The sequence below is a fragment of the Treponema sp. OMZ 790 genome (assembly GCF_024181285.1).
Classification (GTDB): domain Bacteria; phylum Spirochaetota; class Spirochaetia; order Treponematales; family Treponemataceae; genus Treponema_B.
In genome coordinates this window covers 714,521-731,935 of record NZ_CP051201.1, presented here as the reverse complement: position 1 = coordinate 731,935, position 17,415 = coordinate 714,521, and the positions used below count along the sequence as shown (strand labels likewise).

At 38.1% G+C, this 17,415-nt stretch carries 21 protein-coding genes, 1 tRNA gene and 1 pseudogene; 8 read left to right on the top strand and 15 right to left on the bottom strand.

The window, feature by feature from the left end; genetic code table 11:
- The 6 genes from E4O01_RS03415 to E4O01_RS03390 all read right to left on the bottom strand — a co-directional run bounded on the left by E4O01_RS03415 (position 1) and on the right by E4O01_RS03390 (position 4,794).
- Positions 1-642, bottom strand: a complete 642-nt coding sequence (locus tag E4O01_RS03415) for a hypothetical protein (protein WP_253719326.1) — start codon at positions 640-642, stop codon at positions 1-3.
- The gene (ftsY, locus tag E4O01_RS03410) at positions 643-1,521 is read right to left on the bottom strand and encodes a signal recognition particle-docking protein FtsY (protein ID WP_253719325.1); all 879 of its coding nucleotides are present in this window, start codon (positions 1,519-1,521) and stop codon (positions 643-645) included.
- The gene (locus E4O01_RS03405; RefSeq protein WP_253719324.1) at positions 1,511-3,058 is read right to left on the bottom strand and encodes a PEGA domain-containing protein; all 1,548 of its coding nucleotides are present in this window, start codon (positions 3,056-3,058) and stop codon (positions 1,511-1,513) included. Before E4O01_RS03405 ends, ftsY begins: the two co-directional genes overlap by 11 nt.
- Positions 3,055-3,375 carry a response regulator gene (locus E4O01_RS03400; RefSeq protein WP_253694415.1) on the bottom strand — a complete coding sequence of 107 codons (321 nt, stop codon included), beginning with the start codon at positions 3,373-3,375 and terminating at the stop codon, positions 3,055-3,057. Before E4O01_RS03400 ends, E4O01_RS03405 begins: the two co-directional genes overlap by 4 nt.
- Positions 3,372-4,494 (bottom strand): peptide chain release factor 2 gene (prfB, locus tag E4O01_RS03395; RefSeq protein ID WP_253694414.1). Its coding sequence is split into 2 segments (ribosomal slippage): positions 3,372-4,427 and positions 4,429-4,494, totalling 1,122 coding nucleotides; the frame shifts between segments, so codons are not numbered across the junction. Before prfB ends, E4O01_RS03400 begins: the two co-directional genes overlap by 4 nt.
- An 18-nt stretch (positions 4,495-4,512) precedes the next feature.
- Positions 4,513-4,794, bottom strand: coding sequence for a CRISPR-associated endonuclease Cas2 (locus E4O01_RS03390; RefSeq protein WP_253694378.1), 282 nt, complete (start codon positions 4,792-4,794; stop codon positions 4,513-4,515).
- Positions 4,795-4,902: 108 nt separating this feature from the next.
- On the opposite strand from E4O01_RS03390, the gene E4O01_RS03385 reads away from it, so the two are divergent.
- From E4O01_RS03385 to nadS, 6 genes and pseudogenes are all read left to right on the top strand, one after another.
- The gene (locus tag E4O01_RS03385; protein ID WP_253719323.1) at positions 4,903-6,306 is read left to right on the top strand and encodes a TP0584 family protein; all 1,404 of its coding nucleotides are present in this window, start codon (positions 4,903-4,905) and stop codon (positions 6,304-6,306) included.
- Positions 6,307-6,471: 165 nt separating this feature from the next.
- Positions 6,472-7,956 carry a peptide ABC transporter substrate-binding protein gene (locus E4O01_RS03380; RefSeq protein WP_371819632.1) on the top strand — a complete coding sequence of 495 codons (1,485 nt, stop codon included), beginning with the start codon at positions 6,472-6,474 and terminating at the stop codon, positions 7,954-7,956.
- A 111-nt stretch (positions 7,957-8,067) separates the two neighbouring features.
- A tRNA-Val gene (locus tag E4O01_RS03375) sits at positions 8,068-8,141 on the top strand.
- A gap of 132 nt (positions 8,142-8,273) precedes the next feature.
- Positions 8,274-8,423, top strand: a complete 150-nt coding sequence (locus tag E4O01_RS03370) for a hypothetical protein (RefSeq protein WP_253694371.1) — start codon at positions 8,274-8,276, stop codon at positions 8,421-8,423.
- Positions 8,424-8,438: 15 nt separating this feature from the next.
- Positions 8,439-8,582: pseudogene (locus E4O01_RS03365) on the top strand (type II toxin-antitoxin system RelE/ParE family toxin); the annotation flags it as partial.
- 9 nt (positions 8,583-8,591) lie between these two features.
- On the top strand, positions 8,592-8,903 hold the full coding sequence (gene nadS / locus E4O01_RS03360; protein WP_253694369.1) for a NadS family protein: 312 nt from the start codon (positions 8,592-8,594) through the stop codon (positions 8,901-8,903).
- Positions 8,904-9,192: 289 nt separating this feature from the next.
- On the opposite strand, the gene E4O01_RS03355 is transcribed toward nadS, so the two are convergent.
- Both E4O01_RS03355 and E4O01_RS03350 read right to left on the bottom strand, forming a co-directional pair.
- On the bottom strand, positions 9,193-9,549 hold the full coding sequence (locus tag E4O01_RS03355) for a helix-turn-helix domain-containing protein (RefSeq protein WP_253694367.1): 357 nt from the start codon (positions 9,547-9,549) through the stop codon (positions 9,193-9,195).
- On the bottom strand, positions 9,518-9,733 hold the full coding sequence (locus tag E4O01_RS03350) for a hypothetical protein (protein ID WP_253694365.1): 216 nt from the start codon (positions 9,731-9,733) through the stop codon (positions 9,518-9,520). The genes E4O01_RS03355 and E4O01_RS03350 overlap by 32 nt, the downstream gene beginning before the upstream one ends.
- A gap of 259 nt (positions 9,734-9,992) precedes the next feature.
- Between E4O01_RS03350 and E4O01_RS03345 the strand changes: the two genes are divergently transcribed.
- Positions 9,993-11,195 (top strand): SufS family cysteine desulfurase, encoded by a 1,203-nt coding sequence (locus E4O01_RS03345; protein WP_253719322.1) that lies wholly within the window; start codon positions 9,993-9,995, stop codon positions 11,193-11,195.
- A 35-nt stretch (positions 11,196-11,230) separates the two neighbouring features.
- Positions 11,231-11,674, top strand: a complete 444-nt coding sequence (sufU, locus tag E4O01_RS03340) for a Fe-S cluster assembly sulfur transfer protein SufU (protein ID WP_253694363.1) — start codon at positions 11,231-11,233, stop codon at positions 11,672-11,674.
- Between the two features lie 33 nt (positions 11,675-11,707).
- Here sufU and E4O01_RS03335 read toward each other — a convergent pair whose 3' ends face one another.
- The 7 genes from E4O01_RS03335 to E4O01_RS03305 form a co-directional block, all read right to left on the bottom strand.
- Positions 11,708-12,046, bottom strand: coding sequence for a hypothetical protein (locus E4O01_RS03335; protein WP_253694361.1), 339 nt, complete (start codon positions 12,044-12,046; stop codon positions 11,708-11,710).
- Between the two features lie 87 nt (positions 12,047-12,133).
- A complete protein-coding gene (locus E4O01_RS03330; protein WP_253694359.1) occupies positions 12,134-13,342 on the bottom strand; it encodes a ZinT/AdcA family metal-binding protein in 1,209 nt (402 codons plus the stop codon).
- Between the two features lie 88 nt (positions 13,343-13,430).
- Entirely contained in the window at positions 13,431-14,639 is a 1,209-nt protein-coding gene (locus E4O01_RS03325; protein ID WP_253694357.1) for a ZinT/AdcA family metal-binding protein, read from the bottom strand.
- Between the two features lie 91 nt (positions 14,640-14,730).
- Entirely contained in the window at positions 14,731-14,916 is a 186-nt protein-coding gene (locus tag E4O01_RS03320; RefSeq protein ID WP_253694355.1) for a hypothetical protein, read from the bottom strand.
- 10 nt (positions 14,917-14,926) lie between these two features.
- The gene (locus E4O01_RS03315) at positions 14,927-15,742 is read right to left on the bottom strand and encodes a DUF4198 domain-containing protein (protein WP_253694353.1); all 816 of its coding nucleotides are present in this window, start codon (positions 15,740-15,742) and stop codon (positions 14,927-14,929) included.
- Positions 15,743-15,826: 84 nt separating this feature from the next.
- Positions 15,827-16,843, bottom strand: a complete 1,017-nt coding sequence (locus tag E4O01_RS03310; RefSeq protein WP_253694351.1) for a DUF4198 domain-containing protein — start codon at positions 16,841-16,843, stop codon at positions 15,827-15,829.
- 9 nt (positions 16,844-16,852) lie between these two features.
- Entirely contained in the window at positions 16,853-17,395 is a 543-nt protein-coding gene (locus tag E4O01_RS03305) for a hypothetical protein (RefSeq protein ID WP_253694349.1), read from the bottom strand.
- Positions 17,396-17,415 lie beyond the last annotated feature (20 nt).

Genomic DNA, 17,415 nt, shown 5'->3' with positions numbered 1-17,415 from the left:
TTAAGTTTCTTCCTCCACAACACCGACTTCTTTTCCGTATTCAAAAAGATGCACCGTTTTTTTATCGGCTGTATACTCCGTATAAGAAACTTTATTGCCGTTTATAAAATCGGTTTGAGATTGTTTTTTATTTTTAGAATCATACTCGAATTTTGAAACATATTCGATGCCGTCTTTTTTTAAAAACGTTTCGATTAACAAATCATTTTCATTATAAGTGTATATGTTTTTTTCAAGTTCATTTTTACCTTCGGCATCATAAATAATTTTTTCAGTTTCCATTCTTTTTTTATTATATTTTATTTTTATAAGTTTATCGGATAAGGAAACTTCACAAGCATTGGGGAAACCGTCCTTGTAGGTATACGTTTTTTTTTCTATCAGTTTATCCTTTTCATATAAAACGGACATAAGCGGTCTTCCTGCCTCATCCAATTTTTCGAAAAACCATTTGTCTCCAAAGCCTGCGGTAAGCCCCGAACTTTGAATAGAATAAAAACCGTTATCGGCTTCATCCGATTTTTCGTCGTCTTTTATTTCATTTTGCGGAACCGTTTTTTCAATATCAAAATTGGTTCCATCGGCAAAAATAAAAAGAGAACATAAAAAAATAAAAAGAAGCATTATTTTTTTTATATCCATTTACATTTTCCCGATAAACTCTCTCACATAGTTTTCTGCAGAAAAAGGCGCTATATCTTCATATTTTTCGCCTGTTCCGACAAAGACCATAGGAAGGTTGAGTTCCTTGCCTGCCGTAACAGCGACCCCACCCTTTGCAGTAGAATCATATTTCGTTAAAAAGACTGCATCTACTCCTATAGCCTCATGGAAAACTTCTGCCTGTCTCAATCCGTTTTGTCCCGTAGTGGAATCGAGCACCAATATTTTTTTATAGCACCCTTCAGAAGCCTTTGTTTTTGCAATTCGGTCTATTTTTTGAAGCTCTCTAACCAAATTCTCTTTATTGTGAAGGCGCCCTGCCGTATCTGCAAGAACAAGTCCGCCTCCTGCAGCAGCCATGGCATCTCCTGCATCAAAAATAACGGCACCGGGATCGCCTCCATGCTGATGAGCAACAACTCTCACATCGTTTTTTTCTCCATGAAATTTCAGCTGTTCAATTGCCGCAGCTCTAAAGGTATCTCCTGCAGCCAAAATAATAGGAACACCCGATTTTTCCTTATAGTAATGAGCCATCTTTCCTATAGATGTCGTCTTTCCCACTCCGTTTACACCCAAAACAAGATAGATAGAAACCTTGTCTTTTTTGGGAGTCAATGAAGTAACCTTTACATAAGGCAATAAAATTTTATAAAGAGCATCCAAAACATCTTCTTCAGAAACCAGTTTTTCTTTTTTACATAAATCCCTTAAAGCGTCCTCAACTTCGAGGGCGGTTTTTGCCCCTATGTCTCCTTCGATCAAGGTATCGGTTAAATCTTCAAAAAAAGATTCGTCAGGTCCTTTATACAAACCGAACAGCCGTTTTAATCCTGCAGCAAAACTTTTATTCTTCATTTTTTTTCTCCTCATTTTTAATGGTTGTGTCTTCACCTGTCTTAAGTTCAGGATACACCGGCTCAGCATAATTGGGCTTTATCTTTCGAGGCAATGCTCTGTCGGCCTTTACAAGATAAATTATTAACTGTATAAAATAATTAACCCCAAGAGCTATAGTTATACCTTGAAAGACATTTTGAGTTATTCCAAATCTGTTTATGCGGTCAACTTCGGCTTGTGTATAAGGAAGTTTTCTGTTTCGGAAAGCATAGATGTGATCATCAAGTTGTGCTTTTAAAATCATTGTTATGGGTAAGCTTATATATAGAGCACCCAATGACCAATATAAAATTTTTCTTTGAAGTTCAATAGAATCTTTTACATTTTTTTTGTTTAATTTTATAATCATATTTTGAACATTTTGTGATGAAAGAATTTCTTTTGAAGGTTCAAAAATACCGAAAGTATGAATACCTTTTTCTTCAAACTCCAAAATAGATTTTGCCTTAGGCAAAGTTATGATACCAGGTACTTTGATGGAATATCTTGATTTAAAAAACAAATCCGGAGTTGCACTTTTTAAATTAAAACCGATTTTTAAAGATTCCGTTTCTTTTAAACTTATCTTTAGAGTATAGGAGCTTTTTCCTTTTAATTCTATCTTGCTAGTTTCTTCAACATATCCCTCGGCAGATGCGCCTATTTGATAAGAACCTTCGCGCAGCGTTATAGGTTTTGAAAAATCTCTTATCAATTTACTGTCGATATAAACCTTTGCATTTTTAGGATTCACATCAAAAAATATTTTTACCTCTTTTGTGTTTTGAATAATCGTATATATTTGGCGCGAAATATTTTTTACAACCTGTTCAACATCATCATATCTTCCTGCTCCGGAAAATTCGTGAATCTTCATCCCGGGAAGCCCCGTATCCAAATAAGCGGTTATTACCATGTAACCCGAAATATCTTTTACCGAACCGTAAATAAGAGCCGATATATTTTCTTTTTTTAAACTTTCTCCCAAATCGGAATTTTCGTTCCTATTGTATAAGGTCTCACCGTATTTCCACAAGCTGATATTTTTAGGAGAGCCCGAAGCAAAAAATCGGGAATCTTCAATTTTTATATCTATATCGGCGTCAGAAATCTCTTTTTCTTTTTTTAAAATTTCTTCTTTAAGTTTCCTTTCTTTTTCATCTTTAGTTTTTTTGTCTTCAACAGATAAAAAAATATTATCCTTATCGCTTACAAGTTTTGCACGTTCTTTTATAAGCCTCAATTTTTTATTTGAAGCTTCCATCACGGCCCGTATTTTTTTTTCTTCAAAAGGAACTATTCTTTTAGCACCCGTATCCATGTATATTAAAAACATTTCGGGAACTATCGTTTTATAGCTTTGATAAGATGATGGAAGTCCTTCCGTTTTAAATTCTGAAACGGCAATAGTCCAATCCGAATTCGGGGTTTCGGCCTTTTGTGAAAACAAAAGAAAGCCGGTAAAAAAAAGTGTAAATAAAGCGGATATTTTTTTTAATCGAAAAGAGAAAATCATAAGCAGCTTATAACTCCTTTTTCGGTAAAGGGACATAATATAAAATCGGAGGCTCCGCAAATAAGAGCTTTTTCAACAAGAGCTTCATCCCCAACCGAAGAAATTACAACAAATTGCGTGTCGGGACTTTTTTGCCTAAAAGAAGCAGAATCAATAAAAAGACTTGAATCAAAAAAAACAAGCCTTACATCTTCATTGACCAATGTATCCGAAAGAAAAGATTGAGGCAAAATTTTAATTGTCTCTTTTACGTGAGAAATACATACGGTTCTTATGGCAGCCGCTAAAAACTCCGACTTGCATACGATGCATATCATAGAGCATCATCCTCATCAATACTCATGTCTTCTATTTTTGTATTTAAAAAGCTGTTTATAAACTCATCTATATCGCCGTCCATTACAGCCTGAATATTTCCTGTTTCATACTTTGTTCTATGATCCTTTACCATTGTGTAGGGCTGAAAAACATAGGAGCGGATCTGATTGCCCCATGAAATGCCTTTTTTTTCGGCAGCAAATTTCATGTTCTCTTTTTCTTTTTGTTCTTCATAATAATTATAAAGCCTCGATTTTAGAACATTCATAGCGGTTGCCTTATTGCTGATCTGGCTTCTCTGTGTTTGACAGGCAACAACTATTCCGGTCGGAAGGTGCGTAATGCGTACTGCCGAATCGGTTTTATTGACATGCTGTCCTCCGGCACCTCCTGCACGGTAGGTATCGATACGCAAATCTTCAGGGCGGATATCGACTTCTATAGTGTCGTCAAGCACAGGAAAAGCAAACACCGAAGTAAAAGAGGTATGTCTTCTTCCGTTTGAATCAAAGGGACTTATGCGCACCAAACGGTGAACTCCGGTCTCACTTTTTAAAAGACCAAAAGCAAAATCTCCCGAAACCTGAAAGGTAGCAGACTTTATACCGCCTTCAGCTTCGACAAGATCTATGGTTTCCGTTTTAAAGCCCCTGGATTCGCACCATCTCAAGTACATACGCACAAGCATACCGGCCCAATCACAAGCCTCCGTTCCTCCGGCACCTGCATGAACCGTAAGATAGGCATCATTTTTATCGACCTCGCCTGAAAGGAGGCTCAATATGCTTAATTTTTTATATTTTTCATAAATCGAGTTATAATTTGAGCTTATTTCATTTTTTAGTTCATCATCTTCGGATTCTTCAGAAAGCTCCATCAAAACTTCCAGATCAGAAAGTTCATCCATAAGCTCCTGCCAAGGATAAATTCTATTTTTGAGAGATTTTATTTCGCCCATAATTTTTTCGGCTTTTTTGCTGTCATTCCAAAAATCCGGAGCTAAGGTTATAGCCTCTTTTTCGGCTATTTTTACTTTGACGGCTTCGGGGTCAAAGACGCCCCCAAATATTAGATATATCGTTTTTTAAATCTTCCACATTTGATCTATAGTCTTCCATATGGTTTTAAATCTCCAATTATTTTGCAGGCGGGCGCACAAGCACCCTCCTCCACTTTTTTTTATAAAGCGTGGTTATCGCCAGTACATCCTGAATAGGATATTGGTAGAGGCGCACTGTATCGTAATAGTCGGTAACACGGTCGATATCCTGTTTTAATGTAACAAGTCCGTCGTCATTAATTGTTACCGATTCCCAGCAAGCATGCTGAACCCGTTCAAAGCCGTTGGCCGTTAGAACTTCTGCGAGATGAGAAGCCGATTCCCTCCCCCCCGGATCTATAACAACTGAAACAAACATATACAACAGAATACGACAAAAGAGAAAAATTGTCAAACCCCCACAACTAAAAAAATCTTTAGTTACTATAATACTTAAAAAAACAAAAAAAATGCCGATAAGCATGATATGGAAAATAGAAAAAACTTTGTTGAGGAGCTTTCGGTAGTTCTTGAAACAAAAAGAAACGAATTTAACACCCAAATTCTTCCCAAGGTACAGGAAAACTACAATATTCAAAGCAGTGCGCTGCATGCAGTCCGAAGCACTCTTTTAAAAAAACGGGTCATTCACGATGATCCATATAAATACGACAGTAAAATGACCGAAGTCGAAATCCCCAGCAAAGAAAACTTTGCCGATTCCGAAAAAGCAAGCGTTATAGGAACCCGTTTGGCTCACTATGAAACCATGTTGGAATTCGTAAACAATTATTACCAATTTAACACCGATTTTTTAAACCCAAAAAGAATTTCGATACTGCTCGATTTGAACAATACCTTTATTTGGTCGGATTTTACAAATACCTCAAGCCATACCAATACCAGAGCCATAGCCGATATCATCAATAACCTTTGTAAGGGACCGGATCAGCTGTCAAGCGGCCTGTTACGGGATTCGGTAGCCCATCTCGGAAAAAGCGCTGTTTATATAAATACCCAGCTTAAAAACCTGACTGTTTTTCACCGTGAAGAATATAAGCTTTTAGTCCGCAGAGAGATTATGCCTTCAGTAAAGATAAGCAAGGCAGATTGTGCAAATCCTGCAAATGTTTTAAGAGAGATCAAAAAAATATTTTCAATTAAGTTAAAGAAAAAACCTTTTTACACTGACCTGATAGTCGAAATAATAAGAGAAGATTACGGTGAAGATTCAGGCATCTTGCAGCAAGAAATTTTATCCCGCCTTGAAGTTAAAGAAAAAGAAAAAGCTTTTTCACAGCAGGAAGTTAATAACAGACCCATTTTAATATCGGGATTAAAAGTTCTTTCAAATTCGGCTCCTCACTTAAAAGCGGCCCTAGAAAAAATAAAATCCAACCAAGAGCTTGTATATAAGTCCGAAAATACCGTATTTAGAAAACTGGGGCAGCTTCTTAGGCAGGCCTTAAAACTCGATCCGCCTGAAAGACTGATAACTATAGTAATCACGGATAATATTAATCAAAACACAAAAAAACAAACAATCACCTACTCGGTTTTTGAAAAAGAAGTCATTCAAAAGATAGCCTTATTCCAAAATATAATGGTACCGAGCTCTATGGTAAATCAAAAAATAAAAACAATGACTGATGAAATGTTGTTTAAAAGCCTTACAAAATACATAAGCGATTGCAACGAAATTTTAAAACAACTGAACGGACTTGACGAATTCTATAAAAACATAAAACCTGAACTTAGAAGCAAGATAAGAGGTATCAAGATCGAAATTACCACCATCACAAATTCGGTAATTAAGGCAAACCAATACCGAGCAGAATATCAAGTCTTGAGCGATGAAGTAAACCATATGAAAAAACTTGGAGTTATCTAAAATCTCATCGGATTGAATAATAATTAAAAAAACAATATAATATCAATCGATATGAAAGATAAACTATTAGCATTATTTTTGTTTTTGATACCCTTTTGCCTTTTTTCGCAAGAAAATCAATATGAGCAAAAAGAGCTGAATGTTTCCATAAGCTCAGGGATTCCGATGCTGCACCCCCATACGGCCTTTGATGCAGGTGAAGCTCAAATTTTAACGGCCCTTTGTGAAGGCCTTTTTGTATATGACCCTTACACATTGCAGCCCGTGCCTGCTCTCGCCGAAAAACACAGTGTTTCAGGCGGCCGGACATGGCGCTTTACGATTAGAAAAGAAGCCAAATTCGAAAACGGCAAGCCGATAACAGCTCAAACCTTTGTCGACTCATGGCTTAATCTTTTAAATCCGGCCGGGAACCACCCCTATGCTTCTCTTTTAGACTGCATAGACGGAGCCGCAGACTACCGAAACGGGAAGCTAAAAAATAAAAATCAAGTCGGAATAAAAGCCGAAAGCGGGCAAGTTCTTTTGGTATACACAAATACCGAAATTGAACACCTCCCCAATATTCTCTGCCATCATGCCTTTTCGGCCGTTGAACACTCTCAGTTAAATGACGCATTAAAATTTTCCAAGGTAGAAAAAATAGAAAAATTAAGAGACAGTTTTAAGCCTGTTTCAAGCGGAGCCTATAAAATAAAGAAATTTTCCCAAAAAGAGCTGATTTTGGTAAAAAATGAAAACTATTGGGATAAGGAAAATGTCCGGATTCCTCAGATAAACCTCTTCCTCGATTTAAGTAAGGAAGATGCTGTCGAAAAATTTAACAAGGGCGAGATGGATTGGCTTTCAAGAAGCGATGTAATTTCAAAAATAGGAGATCAGCGCTGTGTCAACATAGACCCTCTCTTTGCAACTGACTATTTTTTCTTTAAGGCCTCGTCTCCCAATATGCAAAATTCCGAATTCAGAAAGGCCCTCCTTTTAGCCATTCCCTATGAAGAATTACGCAAAGGCTATCCCATAAAGGCGGAAACTCTCATTTTCCCGCTTGCGGGTTATCCCAAGGTTCAGGGCATAAATGAGTATAATCTTCAAAAAGCCCAAGAAATCGTAAAAAAGCTTAATTTAAAAGAAAGTCAAAAAAAACTTGTAATCAAAATACCCGAAGATACGTATAATCAAGAATTAGCCGAAATTTTAAAGGCTGCATGGTCAAGAATCGGCATAAAAGCCGACATAAAGCCCATTCCTCTTGCCGGCTACTATAACAGTCTAAAGTCAAATGATTACGATTTAGGGATAATCACATGGATAGGAGACTTTGCAGACCCTCTGGCCTTTTTGGAAATGTTCCGCCCTGCTTCGAACCTAAACGATTCAGGCTGGAAAAATGCGGAATTTGAAAAGATAATCCTTAAATCTCATTCAGAAAAGGACTTTAAAAAGCGGTATGAAATGCTGAGCAAGGCAGAGGAGCTTTTGTTAGGCGAGAGCGTGATTATTCCGATATCCTATAGACTGAGCGTAAACATCATCGACATTTACTCCATAGGCGGCTGGTATTCAAATGCGATCGATATTCATCCCTTTAAGTTTATAAAATTTATCGAGCCCCGCCCTGTTCCGGGACTTGTAAAATTAAATAAATAATCTGCAACCGGCCTTGTCCAAAACCCGATACCTCTTTTACAAAAAAAACTTCATTTTTTTATAAAACAGGTATTGACATTTTTTGTAATTTGTAATATTATTCATGTCATTGGGCGCTTAGCTCAGCTGGTACGAGCGTCTGGTTTACACCCAGAATGTCGGCGGTTCGATCCCGTCAGCGCCCAATCCTTCCTTTAAAATAAATCCGAATTTTTAATATGACAAAATTTTGTAAATTCAACTTGTTTTGACTTTCTTAATTTTAGTAAGTGTTTAATCGGCATTGACAGACTTACGCCAATGGCGTATAATAAGATATGAAGATTATAGAAACGCCTGTTTTTACAAAACAAATAAATAAATTACTGGATGAAGATACATATAAACAATTTAAAGAATATCTAGTATGCAATCCATTAAAAGGTAAGTTGATTAAAGGAGGCGCAGGAATACGAAAAATAAGATGAGGTAAAAAGAATACGGGAAAAAGTGGCGGTGTTAGGATTATCTATTTTATAAAAACTGAAACAAAGATATATTTGCTATTTGCTTATTCAAAAAGCGATGCGGAGAATATTACAAAAAAACAAATAAATATGCTGGCAAGTTTTATTAAAGATTTATAAGGAGTTTTTATGTTTAAAAGAAAAAAAATGAGTGATGAGATGTTTACTGAATTACTCCAAAGCGTAAAAGAAGCTGTTTTAATTGAAAAAGGAGAAATCATCCCTTCAAGGGTTTTTGAAATAGAGCCTTTAGATATTGCTAAAATACGTGATAAGACAAATAAAACACAAGAAGAATTTGCCGCTATGCTTAATATCAGTATAGGAACCCTACGAAACTGGGAACAAGGACGGCGTAAACCTGACGGGGCGGCATTATCTCTCCTTAAAATTGTTTCGGCTAATCCGCAATATGTAGAAAGTGTGCTCAAAGGCGGTTAAAAATGTATGTCCTTTAGGAATGCCAAAGTACGAATGAAGGAAAGTGCGAATGTCGAATGTCAAACTTCGTTCTTCGTACTTTAAACTTCTCACTTTGATATTTTACCTAGGGGCGGCAAGCCAAACGGAAACAGAGTCCGTCGCTCCAGCTGGCAGGACTGCTGATGTACCGCCCGCCTACAGCGCAGATGCTAGCGCTGTCGTGCCAACCGTCTCCGCGTACCAATATAGTCTAAAATATAAAAAAGGTCAAGATAAAAAAAATAAGGCAAAATTGTATCATAATAAACTATAAAAATTTTTTGTAGCTTGTGTTAAATACGGCGCCCAGTTTTTTTGCCATAGCTATACTTATAGGGCGGACTCCCCGCTCCATTCCGGAAACATTTTGTACATTGATACAAAGTTTTTCTGCAAGCCCTGCCTGTGTAAGATTGTCACGGTTTCTTAAAAGTTTTAATGTTTTTTGAGGTGTCATATTTTTTTGAATGTTCTTAAACCATTCGGTTTCCGTTACCTCTTCGTATTCGTCATCGTCATCATATTCGACGGTAACATGTTTGTATTGTGTTTTTACGAATGCCAATAAATCGGGCGGAATGTCGCCTTCAATTTTAATAAGGGGCGTTTTCACGTGAACCTGCATAGTATACCTCCATTTCAATACCTTTGATTGTTTCTTTCCAACAGGCAATCCAATGATAGGATAGGTGGCAATGATATTTATTTTTGCCTAAAGAACTGAAATTAGGCCAGCATGTTTGCACGGGGCCTGATTCTTTTAAATCCAGTATTAGCTGGGCATATAGTTCTTGTTCTTTTTGCGGCATTTTTGCTACAGCTTTTGTTATCCGCTTTTTTTGGATTATCCTATACACATATAAATTATAATCATTTTTTGATTATATGTCAAGAGCTTTTTTACAAACATTTGTCTACAAGCATTTCTGCAAGAGGTCGGGGTTGCGGAAAGCAGATAAACGGTCTTGCGGCTTATAGGCTTTTCCCCATTGCTGGACAAAAGGCCGATTTTTTTGTAAAATAAAGCATCTTTATGTTTACGCAAATTTAAACGAAGGAGCATAGAAGATGTATAAAAGCGATTTTCCCTTGCTTATGCAAAATCCCAACATTCATTATTTGGATTCGGCGGCAACGGCACAAAGGCCTGTACAAGTTATCGAAGGCGTTAAAGAATATTTTTTACACTCAAACGGAAATGCGGGGCGGGGCTCTCATTCCCTTGCAATAGCTTCTTCTATTTTGGTTGAAGAAACAAGAAAAAAAACGGCTGAGTTTATCGGGGCCGATAAAATAGAAAGCATTGTATTTACAAAAAATTCTACCGAGGCTTTAAACATAATCGCTTATTGTTACGGCTTATCGCAGCTTAAAGCCGGGGATGAAATTCTGCTTGCTGTATCAAACCATCATGCAAACCTTGTGCCTTGGCAGTTTGTTGCAAAACAAACAGGAGCAGCCTTAAAATTTATCTACCTCAACAAAAACGGCACCTTGGACATGAACGACTTTAAGGCAAAACTTTCGTCTAAAACGAAGGTTGTTTCCCTTTCAAGCGTGGTAAATGCAACCGGAATTATAAACCCTGTAGAAGATGTTATAAAACTCTCCCATGAAAACGGAGCCGTAGTTGTGGTGGATGCAGCCCAGTCGATAGCTCACTACAGGCAGAATGTATCGGCCCTCGACTGCGATTTTTTGGTTTTTTCGGGCCATAAGATTTTTTCCGACTTCGGAGCCGGAGTGCTTTACGGGAAAAAAGAGCTCTTGGACAAGATGCCTCCCTTTTTATACGGGGGAGATATGATCAATTTTGTCACGGAAGATTCAAGCGAGTTTAAGGAAGCCCCTTATAAATACGAGGGCGGCACCCACGACACTTCTGCCATAGTTTCTCTTAAACACGCAATAGAATATATCGAAAAAATCGGCTATTCCAATATAGAAAAAACCGTAAAAGAATTGGACGATTATGCTCTTTCGGAATTAAAAAAACTTGACTTTGTTGAAACCTACGGAACCGATGCTCCGGAGCGGGCAGGCATAATAGCTTTTAACGTAAAAGACGTGCACTCACATGACACATCCTATATTTTAAACGAGTACGGAGTTATGGTAAGGAGCGGTCATCACTGTACTCAGCCCCTGATGGCTCACTTGAACATAAACTCCTGCTGCCGTGCAAGTTTTTCTATTTTTAACACCAAGGAAGACATAGACGTTATGATTACGGCCTTAAAAAAAGTAAAAAGCGTTTTTTTAAAAAATTAAAAAAATTTAAAAAGAATATCGATAAGGAAACATAAATGGACATAGATACGATTTATCAGGAAATGATTTTGGAATATTCCAGAAAAAAAGAAAACTGCCGAGAACTTTCGGGCGAAGGCGTAAAGATAGAAAGAGGTCATAACCCTTCATGCGGCGATGACCTTACCCTCCTCATCAGGGAAAAAGACGGAATCATCGAAGAGGCTTCTTTTTTAGGAAGGGGCTGTGCTATTTCGACGGCTTCTACAAATATGCTCATCGAACTTATAAAAGGAAAAAAAGCCGAAGAAGGCAAACGCAAGGTAGAAATATTTTTTAAGATGATGAATGGGAAAGAAGTTTCTGAAGAAGAAAAGGAAGAACTGGAAGATGCCCAAATCTTGGAATACTTTGCCGAAATGCCTGCCCGCATAAAATGTGCAACTTTAAGCTGGCATTCAGCCGATGTTCTTTTAAACGAAAAAAAAGGAGACATGTAAAAACAAGTCTCCTTCAAAAAAATCGAAACAATCTTATTTTTCGATATCGGTTGATTTTACTTTTACTATATGCCCGGGACCTGCATCAAAGATAATTAAAAAATCTTTCACTTTGATGTCGGCATATTTAATTGTAAGCTCACCGTTTTTATCAAGCTTACCGGTAAATAAGACCTTCTTCTTTGCATCTTTTTCCTTGGGATTTTCGATGCGGATTTCTACACCTGCAGCAGATGAGCCGTCGGAAAAACCGCCTTCACATAAGAAGGTACCGTCACCATTATCATAGCAATTAAAGATAGGGGCATGAGCAAACAAAAAAGCTGCTCCCAACACCAAAAAGCAAATAAAAATAGCTGTTCTTTTTTTCATCTTTCTTCTCCTAACTAAGATAAAACCTTTTATTATAATATCAAATAAGCTCCTCTAAAGTCAATCAGACCTTAGAGGAATATTCATTTATTTTTGCACAATCCCGCTTAAAATTTTACGGCAAGAACCTTCAACTCGCTTTGCAATCATTTCGTTTGATGAATTTGCAGGTATACAAGTCGGTTTTCCTTTAATCTTTGCAAAATCCGCATCGGTCATACCGTACCAAAAATGGAAGTGCAAGGGACTTCCTCCGGGGTTTGTAAAAGAAATTGTCTTAAACATTCCGGCATCTTTTTTGTCTGTTTTAACGGCAAGCAATCCGGGCTTGGAAGCATTTTCGGCAGTTCTCTTATAAGCGGCTCGATGAATTTCTTTACCGTCTTTATAAACCACAAATTCGTTCTTTCCATTCTCGGTAATAAATTCTATGTGAGTATAAAGTTCTGTCGTTCCGTATGCTTTTTTCATTTCGGCAATAATTTCGGCCTTTGTGAAATCGCCGCCTTTTGGATTTTTACCGGCAAATTCTTTGATGATTTTATCATAAGCTGCGTCAACTTCTGCACTTGTATTATCGTAAATTAAAGAGCTGTTCATCCACTTTCCTTCTTTGGCATAAACGGCAAAGGGGGCAGGAAGTTTAGCGGCGATGTTTTCTGCCGATTTTTTAAAATTTTCCAAAAGTGTTTCATTGGTCGTTGAACCGTCAACATATGTCGGCCAATAAGAAGAATCGGCTTTTTTTACGAGGGTATCAATATCCGTTCCTCCAAATCTTGCATGCCAGTGAACCATTCCGCCATCATGACTGTGAGGTTCAGTACAGATCATGTATTTTGCCATAGTAAGACCGCGTACATTTTTTACGGCTTCAAAGGTTTCCCAAAAGGAACCTTCATAACCTGGCATAGGAACCTTGCCTATGTATTTGTATTCGGCAGCGATCTCTTTTTCTTTTCCGTTTGTATCAAGAACTGTAAATACAACCCTATTTGTTCCATCGAATTTTACCCTTAAAAAGGGAGTTTTTCTTCTCGCTTCAACAGCGTCTTTGATACCCTCAGCGGTATAATTCGAATTCTTTGCCGCGGCTTCTTTGTATAATGCTTTCAAAGAAGGATCATTTTTTACGGCATCCACTGAAACCCATTCGCCTTTCCAAGCAGCAAGTTCTTTACCGGCCTCAATTTTCATGCCTCCGATTGTATCGGGCATAGACTTACATGCCGTAAACAAAGCTGCAAAAAGCATCAAAACTACTACAAGTTTTACACTAAAATTTTTCTTAGACATAAATAAACCTCCCTATGTCGGAATAAAACCTTATCAAATATTGATAGGCTAAATAAAATTGGGAACCGCAAAGGGTTCCCAACAAAATTTATTTTTTAGTCTTAATAAGAGAATCAAGTTGACGTTTGATTGAGTTTTCCATACCTGCGGCGATTTCAGCATTGCTTCTTTCAGCCTTATAGCATGTGGGTGTACCAACTTGATTTGCAATCTCCTCCTCATTAGCTCCATAGAACAAATGGAAGTGAGCAGGATCTCCATGTACAACAACAAAAGAAATTAAAGAATATTTTCCGGCATTATTTTTTTCTGCCTTCATTGTAAGATAAGGTTTAGCTTTAGAAGCAGCAACTCTTACATAAGAAGATCTGAAAATTTCTTTTCCGTCTTTAGATATAACAAGCTCATTTTTTCCGTTTTTTACAATAAAATCCATGTGTGTAAAATCTTTACCGGGGCCGTATACCTTTTTAAACTGATTAATTACATCCTGTTTTGTAAAGTCTCCGCCCTTAGGATTTTTTCCTGCATATTCTTTAAGAACTTTTGCATAAACAGCCTCAACTTCTTTCGCGGTGCTCTCTGCCATAGAAATACTATTAATCCATTTACCATGCTTGGCATAGGATTCAAAAGGGGAAACAGGAAGCCACTTCGGCATATTCGAGATTGAGGATTCAAACATTTTAACAAGGTCAGATTTTGGTATGGATGAAGAATAGTATGTAGGCCATTTTCCGGCACCGGAAATAAGGCTGCCAATACTGCGGCTGCCAAAACGTGCATGCCAGTGCTGGGGGCCGTCACCATGTCCATGAGGAGGAAGTGCTATAAAATATTTAAATTTTGCATTTTCAGGTGTTTCTTCGGCAACTTCAAATGTTTCCCACATAGAATCGGGATATTCCATATCGGCTTTTTGTCCTATGTACTTGTATTTGACGGAAATCTGCATTTCTTTACCTTCTTTATCCATATAGGTAAAAAGAACAGTGTTTGAACCGTCAAACTTTGCTTTTACCACAGGTGTTCTGTACATATCCAACGCAGCAGCTTCAAGACCTTCAGCTGTGTAGAAGGGCATATCGGCAGCAGTTTTCTTATACGCTGCTTTTAAAGCAGGGTTATCTTTTATAATATCTGCCGAAACCCATTCACCTTTCCAAGCAGCCAACTCCATACCGGCTGCAAGTTTATCGTTCATTTTTGCAGCAGGCATCGACTTACATGCAGTAAAAAGAACTGCAAGTGTAATCAAGATAAGTGCAATTTTTGCACCAATTCTTTTATTAACCATAATAAAAACTCCTTTAAGTTAATATAAGTTATCTATAGCTAACTTTTTATTTAAACAAAAAAATTACAGCTTTGCTTAAAGTAAAAAGAAACTAGCTTTCTTTTTTTCCCGCAGAACAGCCGCAGCATCCGCAACTGCAGCCGCTCTTAGGATTGATGTTTTTTTCTCCACAGCTGCAGGCTGAAGCCTTACCCTTAAATATCCTGTAATATTTACGGATGAGTAAGACAATAACACCTGCAACTATGGAAATAGTCAAGACCATTCCTAATGTCATAAGGAAACCCTTATTTTACCGGCATTGCCTCAATCCAGAGTACTGCGTCTTGAGAAAGTTCTTTACCGGCAAATTTCTTGGTTCTTCCTGCTTCTAAAGCAGCAAAACCCCAGTAACCGGCCTTGTGAGGAACAAAGGAGAATACACCGTTTTTATCTGCAAGAATAACTGTTGCAGCAGCCTCAGTTCTCGGCGAACCGATAAATTTGCTTGCCTTCATGTCCACATCAAAGTTGATATATTCAACTTCAATTTCAGCATTGGGAACGGGCTTGCCTTTTGAATCTACAACAACACCTCTGAAAAGTCCGCCGACCCAAACATCATAGGGCTTTACCAAGGGCATGATTTCGGGATAACCTTGGGCACATCTTGAGCTCCAGTCTGTTGCAAGATCACCCTTATTAATAAATACCTTGGTTATCTGCTGTATATACTTACCTTCAGCACCTTCATAATAAGGATGGGGAACAGCGATAAGAGCCCAGTCTCCGCCTCCTCTAAAACCGTTATCCTTGCTCAAGGTAAGATCATAGGCAGAAGCCTCACTTTCTAAAGCAGCAAATTTTGTTTTCTTTAAAGAGGGAAGCAAATCCTGTACCTTTTCCTTGTGAACCGAAAAGAATTTTTCAAAACCTTTTATTTCACCGGCTTCGTTTTTACCGATATCCATTGTGTGACCCGCGTCGGCAGGATGGGTAAAAACAATCTTAAAATCGACAGAGCTGCCCTCAACAATTGAAGTCGGGGTGTAAATCATTTGAAAGTGTGCAAATGAAGCCATAGCTACAAAGAATAAAAGAACTATTCCTGTAAATTTTTTCATAGAAAAACTCCTATTTAAATGTAAATTTCTTCTGACAATCTACCTTATTTTCAGAATAAAAACAAGCCCTCGGGCTTGTTTTTACTATTTATTTTCAGCCTTATCCGAAATCTTTTTAAAAATCGGAGGCCAGGCGAACATAACCACGAACAATAAAATTACAATAACCAAGGCTGCAGGCGAAAATCCGTCTTTGGGTCTTGCTTTCCCGCTCTTACCTTCATCTGCAGATGAAGATTCGCCGGTCATATCGGCTACGGAATTTTCTGCGGCAGCTTCAATCTTCATAACTTCAAACCAGATAACGGCATCCTGAGAAAGCTCCTTACCTCCGAATTCTTTTTCCTTACCTGCACCGAGGGCGGCAAAGCCCCAATACCCCGGACAAGGAGGGATAAATTCGAAAACGCCCGTATTATCGGCCATTATCAGCCCTGCTCCTGCTTTTTGAAGTTTGGGCTCGCCTGTAAATTTCTTGTTCGACATATCCACATCGTAGTTCACATTTTCAAATTCAACCTGAGCGTAGGGCACGGGATTTCCATCGGAATCCAAAACAAGGGCCCGTATCACTCCTCCTTCCCAAACATCGTAGGGTTTTACCAGAGGCATAATTTCGGGATAACCTTCAGCAGCTCTTGACTGCCAATCGGTTGAAAGCCCAGCCTTGTTGATAAAGACCTTGGTTATCTGCTGAATATATCCGTCATCGGCAGCTTCAAAATAAGGATGAGGAACGGCGACCAAAACCCAGTCTCCGCCGCCTTTAAAACCCGCATCCTTATTAAATTCGAAGGTATAGGCAAAGGCCTTATTTTCTAAAGACGCAAATTCGCTCTCTTTTAAAAAAGGTATTAAATCCGATTTTTTTTCTTTATGAATAGAATAAAATTCTTTTAAACCCTTTATTTCGCCTGCCTCATTTTTACCTATATCCATAGTAAGGCCCGACTCAAAGGGATGGGTAAAAGAAATTATAAAATCTACTGTATTTTTTGAAGATTCGATTATTGAAGACGGAGTGTAAACAATCTGAAAATGAGCAAAAAGACTCAGAGCCGTGCAACACAAAAGCAACGGGAAAAGGATTATTTTTTTCACTTTTAAAACCTACCTTTTTTGTTTTTTAAAGAGGAAGATAATGAGTATCAAATTTATTACGGAAAGCACAAGGGCTAAAATGGCCGTAAATGAAGGGCCGACAGCAGGCATTGCCGAAACGGTATCCATAGGAACCCAGCCTGCGGAGCCTGAAGTAACAAGAGGCTTTTGCACCGGAGAAGTATCACCCGATGACTCATTTTCTCCTGCCGCTTCAGAAGGAGCAGCCTGACTACCGAAGCCGCCTTCAGGTTCGGGGCCGTCTTTTGTAATTACGTGACCGGGGCCTGCATCAAAAGTTACGGTATACGGAACATTAGGAATAGGCAGATTGAGTTCGCCTACATCGGGGAATTCTCCTTCCCAGATTTTTTGCCCCGTAGCCTTATCGGTAAGATAAAGTTTAACGCCTGCAGCTGTTGCTCCGTTTGAAAATCCGCCTTGCACATAGATAGTTCCGTCCCCGTTATCCTCAACAGTCAAAAGGGGCGAATGTGCAAAAAGTATGATAGAACACATCATTAAAATAAATACAATGCTTATTTTTTTCATTTATATAACTCCTCTAAAAT

What these genes read in the sequence shown, in the direction of transcription:
- E4O01_RS03415 (WP_253719326.1), bottom strand. Translation starts at nt 642, where the DNA reads ATGGATATAAAAAAAATAATGCTTCTTTTTATTTTTTTATGTTCTCTT.
- ftsY (WP_253719325.1), bottom strand. Translation starts at nt 1,521, where the DNA reads ATGAAGAATAAAAGTTTTGCTGCAGGATTAAAACGGCTGTTCGGTTTG.
- E4O01_RS03405 (WP_253719324.1), bottom strand. Translation starts at nt 3,058, where the DNA reads ATGATTTTCTCTTTTCGATTAAAAAAAATATCCGCTTTATTTACACTT.
- E4O01_RS03400 (WP_253694415.1), bottom strand. Translation starts at nt 3,375, where the DNA reads ATGATATGCATCGTATGCAAGTCGGAGTTTTTAGCGGCTGCCATAAGA.
- E4O01_RS03390 (WP_253694378.1), bottom strand. Translation starts at nt 4,794, where the DNA reads ATGTTTGTTTCAGTTGTTATAGATCCGGGGGGGAGGGAATCGGCTTCT.
- E4O01_RS03385 (WP_253719323.1), top strand. Translation starts at nt 4,903, where the DNA reads ATGGAAAATAGAAAAAACTTTGTTGAGGAGCTTTCGGTAGTTCTTGAA.
- E4O01_RS03380 (WP_371819632.1), top strand. Translation starts at nt 6,472, where the DNA reads ATGCTGCACCCCCATACGGCCTTTGATGCAGGTGAAGCTCAAATTTTA.
- E4O01_RS03370 (WP_253694371.1), top strand. Translation starts at nt 8,274, where the DNA reads ATGAAGATTATAGAAACGCCTGTTTTTACAAAACAAATAAATAAATTA.
- nadS (WP_253694369.1), top strand. Translation starts at nt 8,592, where the DNA reads ATGTTTAAAAGAAAAAAAATGAGTGATGAGATGTTTACTGAATTACTC.
- E4O01_RS03355 (WP_253694367.1), bottom strand. Translation starts at nt 9,549, where the DNA reads ATGCAGGTTCACGTGAAAACGCCCCTTATTAAAATTGAAGGCGACATT.
- E4O01_RS03350 (WP_253694365.1), bottom strand. Translation starts at nt 9,733, where the DNA reads ATGCCGCAAAAAGAACAAGAACTATATGCCCAGCTAATACTGGATTTA.
- E4O01_RS03345 (WP_253719322.1), top strand. Translation starts at nt 9,993, where the DNA reads ATGTATAAAAGCGATTTTCCCTTGCTTATGCAAAATCCCAACATTCAT.
- sufU (WP_253694363.1), top strand. Translation starts at nt 11,231, where the DNA reads ATGGACATAGATACGATTTATCAGGAAATGATTTTGGAATATTCCAGA.
- E4O01_RS03335 (WP_253694361.1), bottom strand. Translation starts at nt 12,046, where the DNA reads ATGAAAAAAAGAACAGCTATTTTTATTTGCTTTTTGGTGTTGGGAGCA.
- E4O01_RS03330 (WP_253694359.1), bottom strand. Translation starts at nt 13,342, where the DNA reads ATGTCTAAGAAAAATTTTAGTGTAAAACTTGTAGTAGTTTTGATGCTT.
- E4O01_RS03325 (WP_253694357.1), bottom strand. Translation starts at nt 14,639, where the DNA reads ATGGTTAATAAAAGAATTGGTGCAAAAATTGCACTTATCTTGATTACA.
- E4O01_RS03320 (WP_253694355.1), bottom strand. Translation starts at nt 14,916, where the DNA reads ATGACATTAGGAATGGTCTTGACTATTTCCATAGTTGCAGGTGTTATT.
- E4O01_RS03315 (WP_253694353.1), bottom strand. Translation starts at nt 15,742, where the DNA reads ATGAAAAAATTTACAGGAATAGTTCTTTTATTCTTTGTAGCTATGGCT.
- E4O01_RS03305 (WP_253694349.1), bottom strand. Translation starts at nt 17,395, where the DNA reads ATGAAAAAAATAAGCATTGTATTTATTTTAATGATGTGTTCTATCATA.